This window comes from Microbispora amethystogenes (assembly GCF_016863015.1).
GTDB classification, from domain to species: domain Bacteria; phylum Actinomycetota; class Actinomycetes; order Streptosporangiales; family Streptosporangiaceae; genus Microbispora; species Microbispora amethystogenes.
Map to the genome: position 1 here is coordinate 21260 of NZ_BOOB01000053.1, position 23467 is coordinate 44726.

Below are 23467 nucleotides of genomic sequence, written 5' to 3' on the forward strand. Positions count from 1 at the left end.
GCTCCTGGTGCCGCAGGCTCGCCGCGGATGCGAAGGGCGAGCCTGCGGGGCCTCGGGGCCGTACGCGGCCTGGCGTACGGCGGTGCTCCGGGCGTCAGCTCCACCGAGCGGAGCCGGTGCCCAGGAAGTGGACGAGGCGGTCACGGACGAGATGGGCGTCGCGGCCGGTCAACGGGTCGTGCCCCGCGCCGGTGACCTCCAGGTAGGTGAGTTCGGCGCCCGGCGGGGCGATCTCGGCGAGCCGGTCGCGCAGCCGCCGGGAGTGGCTCACGGGAATCACGTCGTCGTGTTCTCCGTGGACCACGAGAAGCGGCAGCCGCAGACGGCCGGCCAGCCGCAGCAGGTCACGGGGGCCGAGTTCGTCGTCCGTGATCTCCTCCAGGCCGCCCAGGCGGTCGAGCATCGCCCGGACCGTGGCCGGGCCGTCGGTGTAGAGCTCCCGCCCCGACAGGAACGGCGCGACCACTGCGGCCCGCGACCACAGGTGCGGGTCCGCGGCGACCGCCAGGAGCGCGAGGTACGCCCCGTAGCTGGCGCCGTACAGCATCGGGCGGCTGGCGCCGAGCCCGCGTCCGGCGCCGACGACGCGGCCCAGGTGAAGGATGTCCGCCAGGTCGGGCCCGCCCCACGCCCCGCGGATCGCGTCGCGGTGCGCCGCCCCGTAGCCGGTGCTTCCGCGCTGGTTGGGCGCGACGACGGCGATGCCCCGCGCGGCCATCTGCTGGAAGAGGGGATCGAAGGAGAGCTGCCAGGCGGCCTCCGGCCCTCCGTGCAGCGCCAGCACCACCTGCCGGCTCCGGGCCGGGTCGCCGTAGACCACGGCCTCGATGCGGCCGCCGGGACCGTCGTAGCTCCGCGCCCGGGCGGCCGCCCGCTCACCGCCTCGCCGGGTGGCGGGCGCACCGGACGCGTTCAGCACGGTCAGCGGGGCGTAGGGACGGTCCGGCGTCGTGTGGATCACGTGCAGGCCGGCCGTGCTCCAGTGGGCACTCGGATACAGCGCCCCGGCCGGAAGGGCGGCCTCCCGGATCTCCTCCGTCGTCAGGTCGTACACGAGCAGGTGGGAGCGGACCCCGCGGGTGACCAGGAGCGCCAGCCGCCTTCCCTCCGGATCGAAGGCCAGCGGTGTGACCGCGCCGTCGATCTCGTTCAACGGGCGGGGAAAGACGGTGGGGCCGTCGTCGTCCGTGCCGCGCACGCCCAGGCGATAGGCGCCCTCGTGGCGGAGCGTCGTGAGCAGCACACCGCCCCGCGGGGCCGCGAGCAGGAGGTGCTCGCCGCCGGCCAGGCCCTGCAGCGGCGACAGCGAGCCGTCCGCCAGATCCAGCACCACGGTGCCCGGCTCGTCCCCGTGGCGGGACAGGGCCAGGCGCCGGCCGAACGCGTCGAGCCAGACGCCCCCTCCGAGGACGGCCGGGACGGTGGCGACCGCTTCCAGGGGACCGGGCTCCGCGGGCACGCGCCACACCGTCGTCCGGCCCTCCCCGGCGCCGTGGAAGGCCAGGGCGGCGGCTCCCTCCGGCCCGCCGGCCACCAGCCGGAATCCGCCGCCGTGGAAGGTGGTCGGCATCGGCGCCGGCGCCTCGCCGGGGGTGATGAGGAGCAGGCGGTGCACGCCTCCCGCCTGGGCGCGGCCCAGCAGGATCCTGCCGCCGTCGGTCGGGACGACCGTGCTCCAGGAGCTCTCGCCGGCCGGCTGGCCCAGCGTCATGGGCACCGGAGTCCCGCCGCCGAGATCCCACAGCTCCGGGACGAGGGGACCACGACCACGGGCGGACAGGCAGGCGGCGTACCGCCCGCGCCGGGAGAACCGGAAGTTGATCCGCCGCGTCTCGGAGGAGCGGTGCGCGGTCTCCTCGCCGGCCGTGCCGGTGATGACGGGGGCGGTCATCGGGCCGCCCCGTCGCCGGCGTCGGCCATCCAGGAGCGGGGCCCGCCGTGGCGCAGCCGGTGGAGGAAGTCCAGCACCCCTGCCAGGCCGGTGTTCCAGCCGGCGCTCAGCTCGAACCCGTTCTCGTCGGGCACCAGCAGCAACCCGTCGCGCGACACCGCCCGCGCCCACAGGTACGCGGCCAGTTCCCCGGCCTGGTCGTGGTAGGCCGGTTCGCCGAGCAGGTCGGCCATGTCGAGCAGGAACTGCCCGTCACCGGCCAGGCCGTGACACTGGGAGCTTCCCGAGGAGACCCGGCTCAGGTGGACGGTGCGCGCCGCCCCCCTGGCGGCGTCGAGGAACCGCCGGTCGCCGGTGGCGCGGTGCAGCCGGATCAGGAAGGTGCCGACGCCCGAGGAGCCGTTGCACCAGTGCGGCATCCTGGCGCCGCCGGCCGGACCCTGGTCCCACCACGCGGCGCCGTCCATGATCTCGGCCGCCTCCACCAGCGTGCGCCCACCGGCCGCGGCCGTCTCCAGGCAGTCGTCGCGGCCGAGAGCCAGGCCGGCGGCGAGCAGGAAGGCCCCCACGCCGGCGACGCCGTGGGCGAAGCCGTAGTGCACGACTCCGGCCAGCGAGGACGCGAAGGTCGCGGGGATCGGCCACAGCACCGTCCCGGCTGTGCGCTCGGCCGCGGCGAGCAGACTGTCGGCGCAACGGCCGGCCTTGTCGCGGAAGCGGCCGTCCCCGGTGGCCCGCCAGAAGTGCAGCAGCGTCAGCCCCGTCCCCGACAGGCCGTGGCACACGTCGGGGTTCGGCCAGCTGTCCGGCAGTCCGGACGCCAGTTCGACGCCCGCGGCGCACATGTCGTCGTCACCGAGCACCCGGCCCGCCTCGTGCAGTCCCCAGGCGATGCCCGCCCGCCCGAAGTAGAGCCCGGGGGAGGGCCGTGGCTCGCGGTCGAGGCGCCGCAGCGTCCACCCCGCCGCGTCCGCGAGCGTGCCGGTGACATCGGTCCGCCACGTCGCCGGAAGACCGGGGTCGCGGGCGAAAGGACCGTCGAGCAGGGACGCCAGCACCGTCAGGACCCCCGCCGAGCCGTACTGCACCGCGCAGGGGTCCGCGTCGGCCCCGAACCCGGTGACGGGCCACAGGCGCAGCGGGTCCGGCCCGCCGGGCGCCGGCCGGGCCATGGTCCTTACGAGGTGGGCGACCCCGTCCCGCAGCAGGCGGTCCCCTTCGTCCGCACCGAGACGGCGCACCGGCCGCACGGAGACGAACGGCAGGGGCTCGGCGTCCAGTTTGGCGAGGAACTCCTCGACGCGCCGCAGATCCCAGCGTTCCGACCGTTCCTCGCGCATCAGTCCCGAGATCATCGGAGCGAACGCCTCGGCCACCGGATCGCCCGCCGTCGCCACGCTCACGAGCGTCCGCACCCGGTCGCCCCAGGACCGTTCCTCGTCCGGCCCGTCGTCCGCCAGCATGGGCGGGCAGCCCGTGGTCAGGAAGAACACGGTGGCCCCGAGCGCGTACAGGTCGGCCTCGACGCCGGGAGCCGGAGCGTGCCTGGGCGCGTTCATCTGCTCGGGCGGTGCGAAGCCCGGAGTGAAGGCTCTCGCCACGGGCGTGCCGGGGATGGCGGCCATCTCCAGGTCGACGAGGCGGCAGCCGCCGCCGGCGGTGACGAGGACGTTGTTGGGCGTGAGGTCCCGCAGCACGTAGCCCTGCTCGTGCACGGCCGCGACCAGGGCGGTCAGCCCGCGCACCACAGTGAGCACCTCGTCGTGCCCCCGCCGGTCCGGGCCGGTTCGCTCGCCGGCCCAGACGGTGAGCATGGTCCCGTCGAGATGCTCCTGTACGAGGAACAGGTTGTCGCTCTGCTCGAACAGGTCCACCTTGCGCGCCGTGATCCCCGGCGGGCCGAACAGGTCGAGCATGGCGGCCTCGTGACGGAGCTGGTCGCACTCGTCACGGCCCTGCAGGGTGGAACCGAGGTGCGGGCGCGCCTGCTTGACGACGACCCTGGCCCCCGAGAGCCGGTCCTCGGCGAGGAACACGCCGCCTTTCGCGCTGTGCCGGATCGCCTGCCGCACCACGAACCGGTCCGCCAGCAGCACCGCCTCGGGCGCGGTGGTGCGCGCCGGCGCCCGCCCCGAAGGGAACGGGCTGACCGCCCAGGCCGGCGGCGAGTACCAGGCGTTGCGGCTGTCCTTCACGGTCGTGCCGTCGGGGGCGACCAGAAGGGAGGCGTAGGTCCCGTCGTTGTCGAGCACGCTCGTGGCCGAGAACACGCCGTAGCGGTAGTGGACCGGGCTCCCGGGCCGATAGGGCCGGTCGGACAGGATCGGCGGGCCGGGCAGGCCGTAGGTGGCGGAGTGCAGCTCCTCGGCGATCGACACGGCCGCGGCGTCGTCGGGCGGATACACCGTGATGAACTTGCCGAGCGTTCCGCGGTCGACGTCCCTCGACAGCAGGCCGCTCAGCTCCTCGAACGTCGCGGCGAACTTGAAGGGCACCCGGCGCCGCACCAGCACTTCGGCCGTCCGCGCCAGCACGACCGCGGCCGACAGCTGCGTCGCCGAGACGTGCAGTTTCCACCCCTGCGCCGGCATCGCGCACCCGGCCGGCGTCACGTACGTCCACGGCGTGCCGGAGTGGATCTCCCAGTCCCGGCCGTTCCGCGTCTCCTCACCCGCCGAGCGGGACTCCGTCCCCCGGCGCACGGCGGCCATGACGATGTCCGCGAGCAGGTGAGAGTCCGCGCCGGTGCCTTCGGCCACGCCCGCGCTGCCTGTGTTCACGCCGCCGTCACTCCTGTCGTCTCGTCCACGAGGCTCGGTGTCGGATACCGTCCGGTCGTCCCGTCCGGCGCCGCGCTCCGCCTGAACGCAGAGTCGGCAACGGCCCTTGTCGGCGGCTAGTGACGACTTGTCTGCCGCGGTCTGAGAACGACTTAGTGGCACTGGTCGGCCCCTAAAGGGGATCCCAGGTGGGCCCGGCGGGTTTGCGCGGCGCGGGGCCTGGCGAGGATCAGGAGACGTGTGGCCGAGCGACGCGAATTCCACGGTTTTCACCGAGATCGGACTGCTGTTCACGGCGGACCCCGAACGGGAGGAGATCCGGGACGCCGCGCTGGTCGCGGAGAACGGGGTGGTCCGCTGGATCGGGCCCTCGGGCGACGCCCCGGCCGCCGACGAGCGGGTCGGCGTCGAGGGACGCGCCGTCATCCCGGGGTTTGTCGACAGCCACGCCCATCTCGTGTTCGCGGGCGACCGCACCGAGGAGTTCGCCGCGCGGATGGCCGGCCGGCCCTACACGGCGGGCGGCATCCGCGCGACCGTCGCCGCGACCCGGGCGGCGACCATCCCCGAGCTCGTCTCCACGACCGCGCTGCTGGTCGCGGAGATGACGACGCAGGGCACCACGACCTTCGAGATCAAGAGCGGGTACGGCCTCACCGTCGAGCACGAGCGCCGCAGCCTGGAGATCGCGCGGCAGTTCACCGAGGAGACCACCTTCCTGGGCGCGCACGTCGTCCCGCCGGAGACCACCCCCGACGCGTACGTCGAGCTGGTGACCGGCCCGATGCTGGAGGCGTGCGCGCCGTTCGCCCGATGGGTGGACGTGTTCTGCGAGCGCGGCGCGTTCGGCGAGGAGCACGCGAGGCGGGTGCTCGCGGCGGGCCGCGCGGCCGGGCTCCAGGTCAGGGTGCACGCGAACCAGCTGGAGGAGGGGCCGGGCGTACGGCTGGCCTGCGAGATGGGGGCGGCGTCGGCCGACCACTGCACCTATCTCGCCGACGCCGACGTGGACGCGCTCGCGTCCTCCGGGGTGGTCGCCACGCTGCTGCCGGGGGCCGAGTTCTCCACCAGGTCGCCGTACCCCGACGCGCGGCGGCTGCTCGACGCCGGGGTCGCCGTGGCCCTCGCCACCGACTGCAACCCGGGGTCGTCGTTCACCACGTCGATGCCGTTCTGCGTCGCCCTGGCCGTACGGGAGATGGGCATGACGCCGCTGGAGGCCGTACGCGCGGCCACCCGTGGCGGCGCGCGGGCGCTGCGGCGCACCGACGTCGGCGCCCTGTGTGTCGGCTCCCGCGCGGACCTCGTCATCCTGGAGGCGCCGTCGTACGTCCACCTGGCGTACCGGCCCGGCGTGCCACTGGTGGCACAGGTGTGGCGCGGGGGACGCCGCCTTGTTTAGACCCGCGAGATCTGGGTAATCGGCTTTTTTCCCGGCCCCGCATCCTCCTTGGGGAGGAACTGTAAACCATTCCCCGGTCGTATTCATTTGGGGAATCTTTGCCATGGACCGGCCGTTGACCGGGTCAGGAGCAGGAAGCCGGAGGCCACGCCGAGCGGGGCGGACGTGTCCGGTTCGCCGGCTCACTTATTGCATATCGCGGGCGGCGGAACGAGGTGCCATCGTATGGCGACGGGGAATCGGACGCATGAGCAGCAGGTCTCTGACCGGGATCTGCTGGGGACGTATCTGGCCGAGATCGGCCGCGTTCCGTTGCTGACCGCGGATCAGGAGGTCGAGCTCGCCAAGCGGATCGAGGCGGGGTTGTTCGCCGAGCAGTTGCTCGACAGCGGGCGGGCGGAGCCCAAGGCCGCGGATGCGACCGACGAGGAGCTTGAGCGCATCGCCGTTTCGGGGCGGCGGGCGAAGGACGAGTTCATCCAGGCCAACCTGCGTCTCGTGGTCGCCGTGGCGAGGAAGTACTCGGGGCGGGGGATGCCCCTGATCGACCTTGTGCAGGAGGGCAACCTCGGGCTGGTCCGGGCGGTGGAGAAGTTCGACTACCGCCGGGGATACAAGTTCTCGACCTACGCCACCTGGTGGATCCGGCAGTCGGTCGGCCGCTCGATCCACGAGCAGGCGCGGCCGGTGCGGCTGCCCACCCACGCGGGAGAGCAGATGACCCGGCTCATGCGGGTCCGCCGGGACATGCTGGCCGAGTTCGACGCCGAGCCGACCGACGCCGACCTCGCCGCGGTGCTCGACCTGCCGATCGAGCGTGTGCAGGAGCTGCGTCGCTGGGCGTCCGACCCCGTCTCGCTCCAGCTCGGGGTGGGCGACGAGGACGAGACCGAGCTGGGCGACATGATCGCCGACGAGACGTGGGCGGACCCGGAGCAGCAGGCCATGGCCACGCTGGAGAAGGAGCGCCTGGAGCAGTGGCTGACCGGCCTGGAGGGCCAGATCCGCGACATGCTCCGCTGGCGGTACGGCCTGGTGGACGGCCGGGAGCACACCCTCACCGAGGTGGGCGAGCGTTACGGCATCGGCCGTGACCGCGCCCGGCGGATCGAGCGCGACGCGCTGACGCGGCTGCGGAAGATGGCCAGCGCCGCCTGACGGCCGGCCGTACCGGTATCACGACGACGCGCACCCTCCCAGGGGTGCGCGTTTTGTCGTTCCCAGCACGTCCGAAACCTGGCCGAAACACGGCATCGGCGAGTTTCACACCAGTGAAACACGCATGGTCATGAGCTGAAACGGCGGAAGAACACGCTTTCGCCAACGTCAGTGAGCCAGCCGGCCGAGGAAGCCCGGGACGACGCCACTGAGGGAGTGATAACCGGCCACACGCCAAATGTAAGGAGGGCCGCGTCGGTGAAGATCGATACCGGTACCACCGCCTGGATGATCACAGCGACCGCGCTGGTGCTGTTGATGACGCCCGGGCTCGCGTTCTTCTACGGGGGCATGACCAGGGCCAAGAGCGTCCTGAACATGATGATGATGTCGTTCGTCAGCATCATCACCGTTACCCTCACCTGGGTTCTGTACGGCCACTCGCTGGCCTTTGACGCCTTCGGTGACGGGGACAACTTCATCAACAAGCTCATCGGCGGCGGCGACGCCATGGGTCTCCAGAGCCTCATCGACACGGCCACCAAGGACGACGGCACCGGCATGCCGAACCTGGTGTTCTCCGCTTTCCAGCTCACCTTCGCGATCATCACCGTCGCCCTCATCAGCGGCGCCATCGCCGACCGCGCCAAGTTCGGCGCCTGGGTGGTCTTCGGCATCGCCTGGGCGACGCTGGTCTACTTCCCGGTCGCGCACTGGGTCTGGGGCGGCGGCTGGCTGGCCAATCTCGGTATCGAGGACTTCGCCGGCGGCACGGTCGTCCACGTGAACGCCGGAGCAGCGGGCCTCGCGCTCGCGTTCGTGCTCGGCAAGCGGACCGGCTGGCGCAAGGACCCCATGCGCCCGCACAACCTCACCCTGGTCCTGCTCGGCGTGGGCCTGCTGTGGTTCGGCTGGTTCGGCTTCAACGCGGGCTCCGAGCTCGCCGTCGACGGCACCGCCGGTCTCGCGTTCATGAACACCCAGGTCGCCACGGCCGCCGCCGCCGGCGCCTGGATCCTCGTGGAGAAGCTGCGCGACGGCCACTCCACCACCCTCGGCGTCGCCTCCGGCGCCGTGGCCGGTCTGGTCGCCATCACCCCCGCCTGTGGTTTCGTCGACCCGTGGGCGGCGCTCGTGCTCGGCCTCGTGGCCGGCGCGGTCTGCGCCTACGCCGTGGGCCTGAAGTACCGCTTCGGCTTCGACGACTCGCTCGACGTGGTCGGCGTCCACCTGGTCGGCGGCGCGATCGGCGCGGTCTCCCTCGGTCTCATCGCCCGCTACCCCTTCGCCGACGGCCAGAACGAGGGCCTCATCTACGGCGGCCCGATCTCGCAGCTCGGCGTCCAGGCGCTCGGCCCTGTCGCGGTGGGCCTCTACTCCTTCATCATGGCCTACGTGATCGGGAAGATCATCGACAAGACGATGGGCTTCCGGATCGAGCAGGAGGACGAGGTCACCGGCATCGACATCACCACCCACGCCGAGACCGGGTACGACCTCGGCACCGTTCACTCCTCGGGAGTGACCTCCGTCAACGGGCCCGTTTCCGCGGCACAGACGAAGAAGGTCGACGCATGAAACTCATCACCGCAGTCATCAAGCCGTTCAAACTGGACGACGTGAAGGCCGCCCTGGAGCAGTTCGGCATCAAGGGCATGACGGTCTCGGAGGCCAGCGGCTACGGCCGTCAGCGCGGCCACACCGAGGTCTACCGGGGCGCCGAGTACCAGGTCGACCTGGTGCCCAAGGTCCGGGTCGAGGTCCTGGCCGAGGAGGACGACGCCGAGGACGTCATCGACGTCATCGTCAAGGCGGCGCAGACAGGCAAGATCGGCGACGGCAAGGTCTGGTCGGTTCCCGTGGACACGGTCATCCGGGTCCGCACCGGGGAGCGCGGACCGGAGGCGCTGTAACCGGATGATGAGAGGGGAGGCGCGCTCGTTCGCCGCGACCCGCAAGGACCGGGCCGCGGACATCGACAGATGGCTCACCGATCTGTTCCGCACGGCGGCCACCCGGCCGTACGCGCGGGAGGAGGGATCGGGAGGGAAGGGCGGCCTCCCCGACGAGCGAGGCCCCGCCGCTCCCATCGGGATCAGCGGCGTGGCCCTGGTCGCGGTCGGCAGCCTGGGCCGGGGCGAACTCGCCCCCGGCAGTGACCTGGACCTCGTCCTGCTCCACAACGGGCGCGAGGACGTGGCGAGGATCGCCGATCGCATCTGGTACCCCATCTGGGACTCCGGGATCGGTCTCGACCACTCCGTCCGCACCGTGGACGAGGCGGTGAAGGTCGCCAGGGAGGACCTCAAGGCCGTGCTCGGGCTCATCCAGGCGCGGCACGTGGTGGGCGATCCCGAACTGACCCGGTCCGCCCGGGAGGCGGTGCTCGTGGAGTGGCGGGCCGACTCCCGGCGCCGGCTGGCCGAGCTGCGGGCGTCGGCGGACAAACGCGCCGAGACCGGCGGCGAGCTGGCCTTCCTCCTCGAACCCGACCTCAAGGACGCCAGGGGCGGCCTGCGCGACGTGCAGGCGATGCAGGCCGTGGCCGCCGCCTGGGTGGCCTCGGCCCCCGGCCCCCGGGTCCGCGAGGCGTACGAACTACTGCTGGACATCAGGCACGGGCTGCACCTGGTCACCGCCCGGGGAACCGACCGCCTGGTCCTCCAGGAGCAGGACGCGGTCGCCGGGACGCTCGGCATGCTCGACGCCGAGGCGCTGATGCGCCGCCTGGCGGAGGCCGGCCGCACCATCTCCCACGCCTTCGACGCCACCTGGCGCACCGTCGACCGGCTGCTGACCGGTCCCGCGCCGCGCGGACGGCGGCCGCTCGCGGACGGCGTCGTCGAACACGGCGGCGAGGTCGTGCTGGCCCGCGGCGTCACCCCGCGCTCCGACCCCACGCTCGTGCTGCGGGCGGCGGCGGCCGCCGCCGAGGCGGGGCTGCCGCTGGCGCCGGCGACGGTCAGCGCGCTCGCCGCCCAGTCGCCTCCGCTGCCCGTGCCGTGGCCCCCGGAGGCCCGCGGCGCGCTGGTGGCGCTGCTCGGCGCGGGCCGCGCCGCCGTACCGGTCTGGGAGGAGCTCGACCAGGCCGGCGTGCTGGTCAAGCTGATCCCCGACTGGGAGCGCGTGCGGCACCGTCCCCAGCGCAACCCGGTCCACCGGTACACCGTGGACCGGCACCTCATCGAGACCGCGGCCGGCGCCGCCGCCTTCACCCGCGAGGTGTCCCGCCCGGATTTGCTGCTCATCTCGGCGCTCCTGCACGACATCGGCAAGGGCTGGCCGGGCGACCACTCGACCACCGGTGAGATCGTCGCCCGGGACATCGGCGCCCGGATGGGCCTGCCGCAGGCGGACGTGGAGATCCTCGCCACGGTGGTGCGGCATCACCTGCTGCTGCCCGAGACCGCCACCCGGCGGGACCTCGACGACCCGGTGACCATCTCCCGGGTGGCCGAGGCGATCGGCTCCCGGGAGGTCCTCGAACTGCTGGCCGCGCTCGCCGTGGCCGACGGCTCCGCGACCGGCCCGGCCGCGTGGAACTCCTGGAAGGCGTCCCTGGTCTCCGACCTGGTCCGGCGGGTGAGGTCGGTGCTGTCCGGCGCGCCGCCGGCGCCCGCGCCCGCGTTGTCGCCCGAGCAGGCGGCGCTCGCCCGGCACGGCGGCGGAGCGGTGCGGGTGAACGGCAGCGCGGTCACCGTGGTCGCGCCGGACCGGCCGGGCCTGTTGTGGCGGGCGGCCGGGGTGCTCGCGGCGCACCGGATGGCGGTGCGCGCCGCCTCCGCCGCGTCCGCCGGGTCGACCGCCGTCATCGAGTTCGTCGTCGTCCCCGAGTACGGCTCGCCGCCGGATCCGGCGACGCTGGAGGCCGACCTGCGCCTCGTCCTGGCCGGACGGCTCGACATCGAGCAGCGCCTGGCCCGGCGGGCGAGGTCCATGCGCCCTTCCCGGGTGCCGGTGGCGCCGCCGCGCGTCACCCTGCTCGACGACGCGTCCAACACGGCGAGTGTGGTGGAGGTGAGAGCGCACGACAGACCCGGTCTGCTGTGGCGGATCGGCCGTGCCTTCGGCGAGTGCGGACTTGACGTACGGGCCGCGCGTGTGGAGACTCTGGGCGCAGAAGCGGTGGATGTCTTCTATGTGGCGGATCGTACGGGCCGCCCCATTGTGGACGAACAGCAGCGGATCCAGGTACGGGAGCACGTCCTCGCGGCCCTCAGGTGATAAGGGTCACGATCCTCACCTCTTGGTAACAATTGGGGTGCTGCGGCAGGGGTAGGGCCGCTCACCTTGATGACCTTGTGGTCGAATTGTCCCCGCTTATAGAGCTATGTCACTTCATGCTGTCCAGACGCGTGAAGGCAGGCCGAACGATGGCGGGGCCGGTGAGCATGGAGCAGTCGAATACCGATAACCGCAGGCGGAGGAGCCCGTTCTCACCGCGCAACTGGAGGGTTCCCACACGCCTGACGGCGCTGATCCTCGCCCCGACGCTCGTGGCCGTGCTCCTCGCCGGTCTCCGCGTCGTCAGCTCGATGGACAGCCTGACCGGCTACCAGCGGACCAGGTCGGCGGCGGAGTACTCGGTGCACCTGCGGGACCTGGCCGAGCAGCTCGCCCTCGAACGCGACCTGTTCGTCTGGGGAGGCAACACCAGGCGCAAGTTCGACATCGACGGCCAGACCGAGCTCACCCGAGCCCAGCAGCGCGCGGTGGTCGACCCTCTGGTGCAGCAGGTGAGGGCCGACCTCAAGAACGTCGACGCGGACTACGGCGCGCGGGCGGGGGAGCAGGCCCAGCAGCTCACCAGCCGTTTCGCCAGCCTCGCCGGCATCCGCGCCAACGGCGCGCCGGAGGACTACAGCGCGCTGATCGCCAACATCCTGCGCCTGCACGACGAACTGGGCGCCAGCGACAGCGCCACCGAGATCGTGGGCAACGTCCGCGCGCTGGGCGGTCTCGCCCACGCCAAGGAGGAGGTGGCCCTGCAGCGGGCCGCCCTCACCCGCGAGTTCATGGAGCGCAACCAGACCTTCACCACCTTCGAGCTGCAGGACTTCCTGGCCGCCCAGTCGCGCCAGGCGAGCTACCTCGCGACGTTCTACTCGGAGGCCCCGCAGGCCGAGGCGGCCCGCCTGGTGACCCTCTTCGCCGACCCGAGCGTCGTGAACGGCGAGCTGACCAAGTCGTGGGCGCTCAGGCTGGGCCTGCAGAACCAGTCCCTCAGCCGTTACCGCAGCAGGGACACCACGGCCCAGCGGTGGTTCCAGGACAGCACCAAGACCATCGAGCAGATGTCGGCCGTCGAGGGCCGCGTGTCGTCGCTGGTGCAGGACCGGACCCGTGACCTGCAGTCGGCCGAACAGCGCAACGCCCTCATCGCCGGGGCGCTGATCCTCGCCCTCCTGGTGCTCGTGCTGGCCACCACCGCGCTCATCGCGCGGTCGATGGTCCGGCCGCTGCGCCGCCTGCGGGTGGAGGCGCTCGACATCGCCGGACGCCGGCTGCCCGAGATCGTGCGGCGGATGCGCGAGTCGGACGACCCCGACCGGGAGTCGCAGGTGCAGCCGATCGCGGTCGGCAGCACCGACGAGATCGGCGAGGTCGCCCAGGCCTTCGACGAGGTCCACCTGCAGGCCGTACGGCTGGCCGCCGAGGAGTCGCGCCTGCGCGCCAACGTCAACTCGATGTTCGTGAACCTGTCGCGCCGCACCCAGACGCTGGTGGAGCGGCAGATCTCGCTGATCGACGGCCTGGAGCGGGGCGAGGAGGACGGCCGGCGCCTCGCCGACCTGTTCAAGCTGGACCACCTCGCCACCCGCATGCGCCGCAACAGTGAGAACCTCCTGGTGCTCGCCGGGCACGAGCCGCCGCGCAAGCGCAGCCAGCCCGCCCGGCTGGTCGACGTGGTCCGCGCCTCGCTGTCGGAGGTCGAGGACTACGAACGGGTCGTCGTCCGGATCCCGCGCAGCATCGCCCTGGCCGGGCACGCCGCCAACGACGTCGTCCACCTCCTGGCCGAGCTCGTCGAGAACGCCATCGCCTTCTCGCCGCGCAACACCAAGGTCGTGGTCTCCAGCAGCCCGGTCGAGGGCGGGGCCGTGATGCTCGGGGTCACCGACGCCGGGATCGGCATGTCCGCCGAGGAACTGGCGGAGATCAACCGCCGCCTCGCCGAGCCGCCCACGATCGACGTGTCGGTCTCCCGCCGGATGGGCCTGTTCGTGGTCGGCCGCCTCGCGCTGCGCCACGGCATCCGGGTGCAGCTGCGCCGGGGCGACGGCGCGGGCATCATCGCGATGGTGCTGTTCCCCGCGCAACTCATCTCCAACGCCGACCAGCCCCTCATGCCGCGTCCGTCCGTCCCGGTCGGGCAGACCGCGGCCGGCCTGCCGGCCCGGCAGGCGTTCGCCGAGCCCAACCCGGCCGGTCAGGCGCCGGGAGCGGGTCCGTTCGAGCCGTGGAACCCCGGCAACGGCGCGGCCGGCGGCGTGGGATCGCGCCGGCCCCCGGCGCCGAGCGGCGCCGGGTCCGGCGGGAACGGCTCGGGCGGCTTCTCCGCCTTCGGCGCTCCGGTCAGGGAGGCGCCGCCCGCGCCGGCCGAGCACCCGTACGGCCCGCCGGGTCCCGCCGAGGCGCCGCCGGCCGAAAGCGCGTATACAGGAAACACGTACACGGGAAACTCGGGACCGCAGCCGATGCCCGGAGCACCCGGAGGGTCTCCGGACGCGGATCTCCCCCGCCCGGCCTTCGGCGAGCAGCCGGGCGCGTCGTGGCCGCCGGCGTTCGGCACGCCGATGGGTGAGGAGCCCGCGCCAAGCCGGTCCGAATCCTCCTGGCCGTCGCTGCCCACCGGGCCGACCCCGCTCCCGCGCCGGGACACGGCCACGCCGGCCGGCACGACCGGGCCGAACGCCTTCCCGCCGTCGGCGCAGGGCACCGGGCCGAACGCCTTCCCGCCGTCGGCGCAGAGCACGGGTGAGCACGCGTTCACCCCCTCCGTTCACGGCACTGGGCCGAACGCGTTCCCGTCGTCCTCGCAGGGCACGGGTCCGAACGCCTTCCCGCCGCCGCAGAGCGCGGGTTCCCCGGGAAGCACGGGGCCGACCGCGTTCCCGTCGTCCCCGCACAGCGCGGGTTCCCCGGCGAGCACCGGTCCGAACGCGTTCCCGCCGTCTCCTCAGAGCACGGGACCCAGCGCGTTCACCCCGGCGCGGGGAGACACGGGACCGAACGTCTTCGCTCCGGCGCCGGGGAGCGCGGGGTCGCCGGGAAACACGGGGCCGACCGCCTTCCCGCCGCCCCCCGCGATGGGGCGAGCCGACGGCTCCGGTGACCTCGCGTCGGCGACCGGTCCGCTTCCCGCGGTGGAGGACTCGCCGCTGGAGCGCGGCGACGAGTTCCTGCCGATCTTCGCCTCGGTCGAGTCGGCCTGGTTCCGCCGTCCTTCCGACACCGGTCCCACCGCGGTTCCGCGTACGGACGGGGAGAGCGCCGCGGAGAGCACCGGGGAGATCGCGAGAACCCCCAGGGCCGCCGCGGCCCCCGCACCGGCGAACGGACCGGCAAATGGACCGGGGGACGGGCGGGGGGACGCGCCGGCGGACAGGCGGGAGACCCCCGCGGAGCAGTCCGGCGACACCGGCGTGTGGCGGTCGCGGGCCGACAGCGGTTTCCAGGCCGCGGCGAGCGTGCGGGACCCGTCGCTCGGCGGCGTCACCGCGGCCGGACTGCCCAAGCGCATGCCGAAGGCCAACCTGGTGCCCGGCTCGGTCGGTGCGGAGAGCGCCGCGGCGCCCCCGCGTCCGCCGGTCTCGGCCGAGGCGGTCCGCAACCGCCTCTCCAGCTTCCAGCAGGGTGTGCGGCGGGGCCGGGCCCAAGCGGCCGGCGGCCTCACCGAAGGGTCGGGTAAAGAGGAGGAGGGCTCGTGACTGAGCTGAGCGTGGAAGCACGCAGGTTCGACTGGCTGATCACCGACTTCGTCGGCACCACCCCCGGGGTGGCGCACGCTGTGGTGGTCTCGTCGGACGGCCTGCGGCTGGCCCAATCGGACGGCTTCCCCCATGACCGGGCCGACCAGCTCGCGGCGGTCGCCGCCGGCCTGCTCAGCCTCACCGTCGGCGCCTCGCGAGTGTTCGAGGGAGGCTCGGTCACCCAGACCGTGGTCGAGATGCAGCGCGGCCTGCTGCTGGTCATGGCGATCAGCGACGGCTCCTGCCTGGCCGTGCTGGCCTCCCCGGACTGCGACATGGGTCTGGTGGCCTACCAGATGACCCTGCTCGTGGAACGGGCCGGACAGGTGCTCACCCCGGCGCTGCGCGCCGAGCTGCAGACATCGCGGCGATGATCATGGGAGTGGGGCATGCGGGATCGTGACGGGACAGAGGACGAGCCTCTGTTCCGTCCGTACGCCGTCACCGGCGGGCGAGCCGAGCCGCGCTATCACCTGGCGATGGAAACGCTCGTATCATCGGTGGCCTTGAAGAGCAATGACTATTCCCTGCTCAGTCCGGAGCAGGAATCGATCATGATGCTGTGTCGTACCGTACGATCGGTCGCGGAGATCTCGGCGCTGCTCCGGGTCCCGCTCGGCGTGGCCCGTGTGCTCATCGCCGACATGGCCGACGAGGGTCTGGTCCGCCTGCACATGCCGCAGCTCAACCAGGGACAGCCAGACCTCAACCTGCTCGAAAGGGTGCTCAGTGGACTACGCAGGCTCTAGTCGTGGTCTTACCTCGACGAAGATCGTCGTGGCGGGTGGGTTCGGCGTCGGGAAGACGACCTTCGTCGGTGCCGTCTCCGAGATCCTTCCGCTGACGACCGAGGCCGTGATGACCGACGCCAGCGCCGGCATCGACGACCTGGGGCTCACGCCGAACAAGACGACCACGACGGTCGCGATGGACTTCGGCCGGCTGTCGCTCGACCAGGACCTCATCCTCTACCTGTTCGGGACGCCGGGCCAGCACCGCTTCTGGTTCATGTGGGACGACCTCGTCCGCGGAGCCATCGGGGCGGTCGTGCTGGTGGACAGCCGCAGGCTCGCCGACTGTTTCCCGGCCATCGACTACTTCGAGGAGGCCCAGCTTCCGTTCCTCGTCGCGATGAACGGCTGGGAGGGACAGTTCCTCCACTCGGAGGAGGAGGTCCGCGAGGCGCTGTCGCTGCCCCCGCACGTTCCGGTCGTCCGTACGGACGCCAGGTCGCGGGACGCCGTCAAGTCCACGCTCATCAGCCTGGTCGAGTACGTGCTCACGGTCCGCGCCGCGTACGGCAGGACCTACTGAGCGCTGTCCCGTGAGCCCTCGGCGAGAGGGCGGCGAGGGCGGTACCCCCGGGGTGCCGCCCTTCGTGGCGTCCGGGCGCGGGCGCGCCCCTCCGGGCTGCCCGCTTCACCGGATTCCGAGCCTTCTGCCTGTGGTTTCGTGAGATGGTGACCTAGCCGGAAGGGCAGAATCCGGTAATGAAGACGACCCGATATTTAATCAAATAACATCATCTCCGTGCCTGTATAGGTTGTTTGTGCACGGGTGTTCGGTTGGCCTCCCTGGTGTCGGTGTGCTGCAATTACCCTCGCCTGCAGGACGTCTCCCGTGTCACGCCAACCACATCCGTGACGAGACATTCCCCCCTGTGCGCACATACGGCGAGAGGTTGCGAAGCCTGTGAGGACACTAGACCCCCGGACCGACGAGAGCCCCGGGACCGGGGTTCCGGCTGAGCAGGAGCCCGACGAGGGAAGCCGTTTCCTCCTGCGTAACTGGCGGGTGCGTTCACGGCTGGTGGCCCTGATCCTCATCCCGACGCTGGCCGCCCTGGTGCTCGGTGGGTTCCGCATCGTCAGCTCGGTGACCACCGCGTCGCAGTACCAGCAGACGAGCGACCTGGCCCGGCTGGTGGACCGCGTCGCGAACCTCACCCACGAGTTGCAGAACGAGCGGGACCGGTCCGCGTGGAGCGCCACGATCGGCCGCCCGCCCAAGGCGGCCGCCGCCGTCAAGGCGCAGACCATCCTCACGAACAAGGCGGCCACGGCCGTACGCAACCTGGCGAACGAGGTCAGGACGGGCGTGGGCGACCGGGGCTCGGCCGAGATCGAGCACATCCTCGGCAAGCTCGACGGGGTGGAGTCGCTGCGCGGTCAGACCGCGGAGGGGAACCTGCAGCCGCGAGCCGTGCTCGACCAGTACACCCTCGTCATCGGCAACCTGCTGGCTCTGCAGGACGAACTGTCCAAGGGCACGGTCGACGACCGGCTCGGCGCGATGTCGGTCACCCTGGCCGCCCTCGCCCGCGCGAAGGAGAACGCCTCTCTGCAGCGCGGCCTGCTGTCCACGGTGCTGACCTCCGGCCGGTTCGAGCAGGCGCAGCTCCAGAGCTTCCTCGGCGCGATGTCCGCCCAGGAGAGCGAGCTGCGCGCGTTCCGCAAGAGCGCCACGCCGGAGGAACGGACCGACTACGACAACACGGTGTCCGGCGGCCGGGTCGACGAGGCGGAGTTCCTCCGGACGCTCGTGCTCGACCGGGCCAACTCGGGCTTCGACCTGAGAGGCCTCGACCAGTCCGTACGCGACGACACCCGCCTGTGGTTCGACGCGATCTCGCAGCCGATCAACCGGATGCGCACCGTCGAGGCCAAGCTGACGTCGGCGATCGTGGTGCGCGCCCAGTCGCTCAAGGACGACGAGCAGCAGCGGGCCGTCGTCATCGCCGTCGCGGTGGTCCTCCTGCTGATCGCGGTGCTGCTCGTCACCACCGGCGTCGCCCGCTCGCTCGTACGCCCGCTGCGGCGACTGCGCAGTGAGGCGCTGGAGGTCGCCGGGCACCGTCTGCCCGACACGGTCCAGAAGCTGCGGGAGGCCGGAGACGCCGCCCAGGTGCCGGCCATCGCCCCCATCGGCGTGGTCGGCCGTGACGAGATCGGCGAGGTGGCGCGGGCCTTCGACGAGGTCCACCGTGAGGCCATCCGCCTCGCGGGTGACGAGGCGCGCCTGCGCAGCAACGTCAACGCGATGTTCGTGAACCTGTCGCGGCGTACGCAGACCCTGGTGGAGCGCCAGCTCTCCCTGATCGAGGGCCTGGAGCAGGGCGAGCAGGACGAAGACCGGCTGGGCAACCTGTTCAAGCTCGACCACCTGGCCACCCGCATGCGCCGCAACAGTGAGAACCTGCTGGTCCTCGCCGGGCAGGAGGCCGCGCGCCGGTGGGGCCAGCCGGTGCCCATCGTCGACATCGTCCGCGCCTCCCTGTCGGAGGTCGAGAGCTACGAGCGCGTCGACATCCAGGTGCAGCCCGGCGCGTCGATCGTCGGCCAGGCCGTCAACGACGTCGTCCACCTGGTGGCCGAGCTGGTCGAGAACGCCATCTCCTTCTCGCCCCGCGACACCAAGGTCACGGTGTCGAGCAACCGCATCGACGGCGGCGGCCTGATCATCTCCGTGAGCGACCTCGGCATCGGCATGACGCCCGAGGAACTGGCCGAGACGAACCACCGCCTGGCGAACCCGCCGGTGGTGGACGTGTCGGTGTCCCGCCGGATGGGCCTGTTCGTGGTCGGCCGCCTAGCGCTGCGCCACGGCATCCGGGTGCAGTTGCGCCAGCAGGACACCGGCGGCCTGACGGCCATGGTGCTGCTGCCCGAGTCGCTGCTGGCCCACGCCGGCCCGGCCTTCCCGGGGGTGCCGGGCATGCCCCAGCCGGAGCTGACCAGCCCGATGCCGGCCGTCGGGACCGGGCCGCAGTTCGGCGCTCCCGCGTTCGGGGAGCCCGCGTTCGGCGCGCCCGCTCTCGCCAGCCCGACCCCGTTCGAGAACCCGCCGCGCACCCCCGTGTTCGGGGCGGACGCGCCGGGGGTCGGCACCCCGGCCGCCGCCTCCTTCGAGCGCGGGCCGTTCGAGACCTTCCCGCGCGAGACGACCGGCTTCGATCCCGACCCGTTCTCGCGCAATCCGTTCGAGCCGCCGCAGCGGAACACGGGCAACGACCCCTTCGCCCGCAACCCCTTCGAATCGGGCGGCTTCGAGCGCCCCGCGGAGCCGGACCCCTTCGCCCGCAACCCGTTCGACAGCGGCGCGTTCGGCCAGCCCGATCCGTTCGCCCGCAGTCCGTTCGAGTCCGGCCCCTTCGACCGGGCGGCCTTCGACAAGACGCCCCTCGACAAGGAGTCCGTCGACAGGGACTTCGCCGGCAGGACGCCGTTCGAGAAGACGCCGGCCGAGCGGGACCCGTTCGAGACCACGACCTTCGACTCCGGGCCCTTCGACTCGCGTCCGTTCGAAACGGGCGGGTTCGATTCGGGCGCGTTCGAGTCCAGTCCGTTCGACACCAATCCCTTCAGCCGCGGCCGCGTGGGTGAGGCGCCCGTCGACACGCCCTGGCCCGGCCACCTGCCGCCGCCGGGGAGCACCTCCTGGCCGGCAGGGCAGGAGGACGGCGGCGGGGGCTGGCCCGGGTGGGCCGGACGCGGTCCCTTCGAAGGCGAGGACAACACCGGCCCGCTTCCGGTGGTGCGAAGCTCGCCGCTGGAGTCGGAGGAGGAGTACCTCCCCATCTTCGCCGCGGTCGAGTCGGACTGGTTCAAGAAGGCCGACGGCCCGGAGGAGAAGAGCGACTCCGACGAGGACGGCGCGGAGAGCAGGGCCTGGTCGTCCCCGGCCGACGTCGGCTGGCAGGCGGCCCAGGCGGCCAGCGAACCGGCCCTTGGCGGGGTCACCTCGTCGGGTCTGCCCAAGCGGGTGCCCAAGGCCAACCTCGTGCCGGGTTCGGCCACCGCTCCGGCGCCCTCCGCGGAACCCGCCCCCGCGGCGGCGGTCACCCCGCCGCCACCCCCGCCCGTGCTCTCGCCCGAGCGGGTGCGCAGCAGGCTCTCCAGCTTCCAGCAGGGCGTACGGCAGGGCCGTGCGGTCGCGCGCGGGGAGGCCGGAGAGGACCAGGGATACCCCGGGGCGGCGTCCCTGGGCATGCCTGATGCCCAGGACAGTGAGAAGGAGGACTGATGAGGGAGATGAGTCAGGCCGCACGCGGCATCAACTGGTTGATCACGGACTTCGTGAACAACGTGCCCGGTGTGGCGCACACTGTGGTGGTGTCGGCCGACGGGTTGCCTCTGGCGTTCTCGGACGGATTTCCCAAGGATCGGGCGGATCAGCTGGCGGCGGTGGCCGCGGGGTTGATCAGTCTGACGCAGGGGGCGTCCCGGGTGTTCGAGGGAGGTCCCGTCACGCAGACCGTGGTGGAGATGCAGCGGGGGTTGTTGCTGATCATGTCGATCAGTGACGGGTCGTGTCTGGCGGTTCTGGCGGCGGCCGACTCCGATCTCGGTCTGGTGGCCTATCAGATGACGTTGCTGGTGGAGCGTGCGGGGCAGGTGCTGACCCCCGCGGTCCGGGCCGAGCTGCAGTCCTCCCACCCGAGGTGACCCGCCGTTCCGCGAGGTGAGACCCGCGGGACGACAGGTCGGGAGACGCGCCCGGGAGCGGGCGCACCGGGTGGCCACCGGGATTCCGGAGCGCGGCCACCAGGCGTCCGAGCGATAACAAGAACGTCAGGAGGACGTTGTGGCAGGCGGCGGCTGGAACAACGAGCCCTACTCGCCGGTGGCCGACGCCCACCGGCAGTACGGCGGTGCGACCCCCAACCCGAGGCCGGCGCAGACGGAGCAGAGCTCCCTCGTACGCCCCTACGCGGTGACGGGAGGACGCACGGCGCCACGCGTCCAGCTGGCGATGGAAGCGCTCGTGTCCTCCGCCACCTCGGTGCAGCAGGACCTTTCCACGTTCACCCCGGAGCGCCAGGCGATCAGCACGCTGTGCCGTCAGGTGCGGTCGGTGGCGGAGGTGTCGGCGTTGCTGCGGATTCCGCTGGGTGTGGTCCGTGTGGTTATCGCGGACATGGCGGCGGAGGGGTTGGTGCATGTGCATCAGCCGCAGTTGGAGGCGGGTAAGCCGGATCTGAACTTGCTGGAAAGGGTGCTCAGTGGACTTCGCAGGCTCTAGCCGGGGGCTGACCTCGACGAAGATCGTGGTCGCGGGGGGTTTCGGTGTGGGCAAGACGACTTTCGTGGGGGCGGTGTCGGAGATTGTGCCGCTGACGACGGAGGCGGTGATGACCGACGCGTCGGCGGGTGTGGATGATGTGGGGCTGGTGCCGCACAAGACGACCACGACGGTGGCGATGGACTTCGGGCGGGTGTCGCTGGATCGGGATCTGATCTTGTATCTGTTCGGTACGCCGGGTCAGCATCGGTTCTGGTTCATGTGGGATGACCTGGTGCGGGGGGCGATCGGTGCGGTGGTGCTGGTCGACACCCGGCGGTTGGCCGACAGTTTTCCCGCGGTGGACTACTTCGAGGAGGCGCGGCTGCCGTTCGTCGTCGGCGTCAACGGCTTCGACGGGCAGTACACCCACTCGGAGGACGAACTGCGGGAGGCGCTCACGATCTCACCCGGGGTCCCGATCGTCCGTACGGACGCCCGGGACCGGGGATCGGTGAAGAGCACCCTGATCACGCTCGTCGAGCACGCCCTGACATCGCACGTCGGCGCGTTCCGGTGACGCCCCCGGTCCGCCGCCCGGCGATCTCACCACGGCGGCGCGGGCGTGAACGCCGTACGGGCGGATAGTCTGGGGAGACTGATGGTTCACCGACCCGTCCACTCGCTTCGAGGCTGGCCAAACACGTGTTCGAGACGCTTTCCGACCGGCTGACTTCGGTCTTCTCCTCCCTTCGGTCCAAAGGCAGGCTTTCCGACGCCGACATCGACGCGACCTGCCGCGAGATCCGCATCGCGCTTCTTGAGGCGGACGTCGCGCTGCCGGTCGTGAAGGACTTCGTGGCCCGGATCAAGGAGCGGGCCCGCGGCGCCGAGGTCTCTCAGGCGCTGAACCCCGCCCAGCAGGTCGTGAAGATCGTCAACGACGAGCTCATCGAGGTGCTGGGCGGTGAGACGCGGCGGCTGCGCTACGCCAAGAACCCGCCGACCGTGATCATGCTGGCCGGTCTCCAGGGCTCGGGCAAGACGACCCTCGCCGGCAAGCTCGCGAGGTGGCTGAGCGAGCAGGGGCACGCCCCGCTGCTCGTGGCCTGTGACCTCCAGCGCCCCAACGCCGTGCAGCAGCTCGCCGTCATGGCCGAGCGGGCCGGAGTGGCGGTGTACGCCCCCGAGCCCGGCAACGGCGTGGGCGACCCGGTCGCGGTGGCGCGGCAGTCGGTGGACCACGCGCGGCGCCAGCAGCACGACGTGGTCATCGTCGACACCGCCGGCCGCCTCGGCATCGACCAGGAGCTGATGAAGCAGGCCGCCGACATCCGCGACGCGGTCACGCCGGACGAGGTCCTGTTCGTGCTCGACGCGATGATCGGCCAGGACGCGGTGAGCACCGCCCGCGCCTTCATGGACGGCGTCGGCTTCGACGGCGTCGTGCTGACCAAGCTCGACGGCGACGCCCGCGGCGGCGCGGCCCTGTCGGTGCGGCACGTCACCGGCCGGCCGATCATGTTCGCCAGCACCGGCGAGAAGCTCGAGGACTTCGACGCCTTCCACCCCGACCGGATGGCGGGCCGCATCCTCGACATGGGTGACATCCTCACCCTGATCGAGCAGGCGCAGAAGACGTTCGACGAGCAGGAGGCCGCCAAGATGGCGGGCAAGCTCGTCTCCGGCGACGGCTTCACCCTCGACGACTTCCTCGAGCAGATGATGATGGTCCGCCGCATGGGGCCCATCAAGAACCTCCTCGGCATGATGCCGGGCATGGGCCAGATGCGCGAGCAGCTCAACCAGGTCGACGACCGCGACCTGGACCGCGTCGCCGCCATCATCCGCTCGATGACCCCCGGCGAGCGGCAGGACCCGAAGATCATCAACGGCTCCCGCCGGGCGCGCATCGCCAAGGGCTCCGGAGTGACGGTCACCGAGGTGAACAACCTGGTCGTCCGGTTCTTCGAGGCCCAGAAGATGATGAAGCGGATGACCCAGGGCATGGGCATCCCGGGCATGCCCGGCGGGCGCAAGCAGAAGGCGCAGAAGCCCAAGAAGGGCCGCCGCGTCAGCGGCGACCCCCGCAAGGCCGCGCTGGGCAAGGCCGGGGCGAACGCGGCCTCGGACGGCTCGGACGAGCCGAAGCTGCCCAAGGGCCTGCTCGGCAACCTCGGGAACGGCGGTCAGCTGCCCCCCGGCCTGGAGCTTCCGCCCGGCTTCGACCCCTCCAAGCTCAAGCTGCCGGGCCAGAAGTAAC

16 protein-coding genes are annotated in these 23467 nt (G+C 72.0%); 14 read left to right on the forward strand and 2 right to left on the reverse strand.

Features of this window, described 5'->3' with window-relative positions; translation table 11 throughout:
• Positions 1–94 precede the first annotated feature (94 nt).
• Both Mam01_RS30480 and lanL read right to left on the reverse strand, forming a co-directional pair.
• Positions 95–1891, reverse strand: coding sequence for a S9 family peptidase (locus Mam01_RS30480; protein WP_204288651.1), 1797 nt, complete (start codon positions 1889–1891; stop codon positions 95–97).
• Entirely contained in the window at positions 1888–4671 is a 2784-nt protein-coding gene (gene lanL / locus Mam01_RS30485; protein WP_204288652.1) for a class IV lanthionine synthetase LanL, read from the reverse strand. The genes Mam01_RS30480 and lanL overlap by 4 nt, the downstream gene beginning before the upstream one ends.
• Before the next feature lie 238 nt (positions 4672–4909).
• On the opposite strand from lanL, the gene hutI reads away from it, so the two are divergent.
• From hutI to ffh, 14 genes are all read left to right on the forward strand, one after another.
• Positions 4910–6073 carry an imidazolonepropionase gene (gene hutI, locus Mam01_RS30490; protein WP_204288653.1) on the forward strand — a complete coding sequence of 388 codons (1164 nt, stop codon included), beginning with the start codon at positions 4910–4912 and terminating at the stop codon, positions 6071–6073.
• 225 nt (positions 6074–6298) lie between these two features.
• Positions 6299–7231, forward strand: a complete 933-nt coding sequence (locus Mam01_RS30495; RefSeq protein WP_150939312.1) for a sigma-70 family RNA polymerase sigma factor — start codon at positions 6299–6301, stop codon at positions 7229–7231.
• Positions 7232–7519: 288 nt separating this feature from the next.
• Entirely contained in the window at positions 7520–8809 is a 1290-nt protein-coding gene (locus Mam01_RS30500) for an ammonium transporter (protein WP_204288654.1), read from the forward strand.
• Positions 8806–9144 carry a P-II family nitrogen regulator gene (locus Mam01_RS30505; RefSeq protein ID WP_111699519.1) on the forward strand — a complete coding sequence of 113 codons (339 nt, stop codon included), beginning with the start codon at positions 8806–8808 and terminating at the stop codon, positions 9142–9144. Before Mam01_RS30500 ends, Mam01_RS30505 begins: the two co-directional genes overlap by 4 nt.
• Before the next feature lie 4 nt (positions 9145–9148).
• A complete protein-coding gene (locus Mam01_RS30510) occupies positions 9149–11455 on the forward strand; it encodes a [protein-PII] uridylyltransferase (RefSeq protein WP_239101746.1) in 2307 nt (768 codons plus the stop codon).
• 272 nt (positions 11456–11727) lie between these two features.
• Positions 11728–15162 (forward strand): sensor histidine kinase, encoded by a 3435-nt coding sequence (locus Mam01_RS30515; protein WP_204288655.1) that lies wholly within the window; start codon positions 11728–11730, stop codon positions 15160–15162.
• Positions 15159–15578, forward strand: coding sequence for a roadblock/LC7 domain-containing protein (locus Mam01_RS30520; protein WP_150939306.1), 420 nt, complete (start codon positions 15159–15161; stop codon positions 15576–15578). The genes Mam01_RS30515 and Mam01_RS30520 overlap by 4 nt, the downstream gene beginning before the upstream one ends.
• A 15-nt stretch (positions 15579–15593) precedes the next feature.
• Positions 15594–15953: a DUF742 domain-containing protein gene (locus tag Mam01_RS30525; RefSeq protein ID WP_150939304.1), complete on the forward strand. Its 360-nt coding sequence runs from the start codon at positions 15594–15596 to the stop codon at positions 15951–15953.
• A gap of 28 nt (positions 15954–15981) precedes the next feature.
• Positions 15982–16518 carry a GTP-binding protein gene (locus Mam01_RS30530; RefSeq protein WP_204288656.1) on the forward strand — a complete coding sequence of 179 codons (537 nt, stop codon included), beginning with the start codon at positions 15982–15984 and terminating at the stop codon, positions 16516–16518.
• 378 nt (positions 16519–16896) lie between these two features.
• Entirely contained in the window at positions 16897–20226 is a 3330-nt protein-coding gene (locus tag Mam01_RS30535; protein WP_204288657.1) for a sensor histidine kinase, read from the forward strand.
• Positions 20226–20648 carry a roadblock/LC7 domain-containing protein gene (locus tag Mam01_RS30540; RefSeq protein ID WP_138462164.1) on the forward strand — a complete coding sequence of 141 codons (423 nt, stop codon included), beginning with the start codon at positions 20226–20228 and terminating at the stop codon, positions 20646–20648. Before Mam01_RS30535 ends, Mam01_RS30540 begins: the two co-directional genes overlap by 1 nt.
• A 178-nt stretch (positions 20649–20826) precedes the next feature.
• The gene (locus Mam01_RS30545; protein ID WP_204288710.1) at positions 20827–21225 is read left to right on the forward strand and encodes a DUF742 domain-containing protein; all 399 of its coding nucleotides are present in this window, start codon (positions 20827–20829) and stop codon (positions 21223–21225) included.
• A 7-nt stretch (positions 21226–21232) separates the two neighbouring features.
• The gene (locus Mam01_RS30550; RefSeq protein WP_204288709.1) at positions 21233–21784 is read left to right on the forward strand and encodes a GTP-binding protein; all 552 of its coding nucleotides are present in this window, start codon (positions 21233–21235) and stop codon (positions 21782–21784) included.
• A 125-nt stretch (positions 21785–21909) separates the two neighbouring features.
• On the forward strand, positions 21910–23466 hold the full coding sequence (gene ffh, locus Mam01_RS30555; RefSeq protein ID WP_150940416.1) for a signal recognition particle protein: 1557 nt from the start codon (positions 21910–21912) through the stop codon (positions 23464–23466).
• Position 23467: the final 1 nt, after the last annotated feature.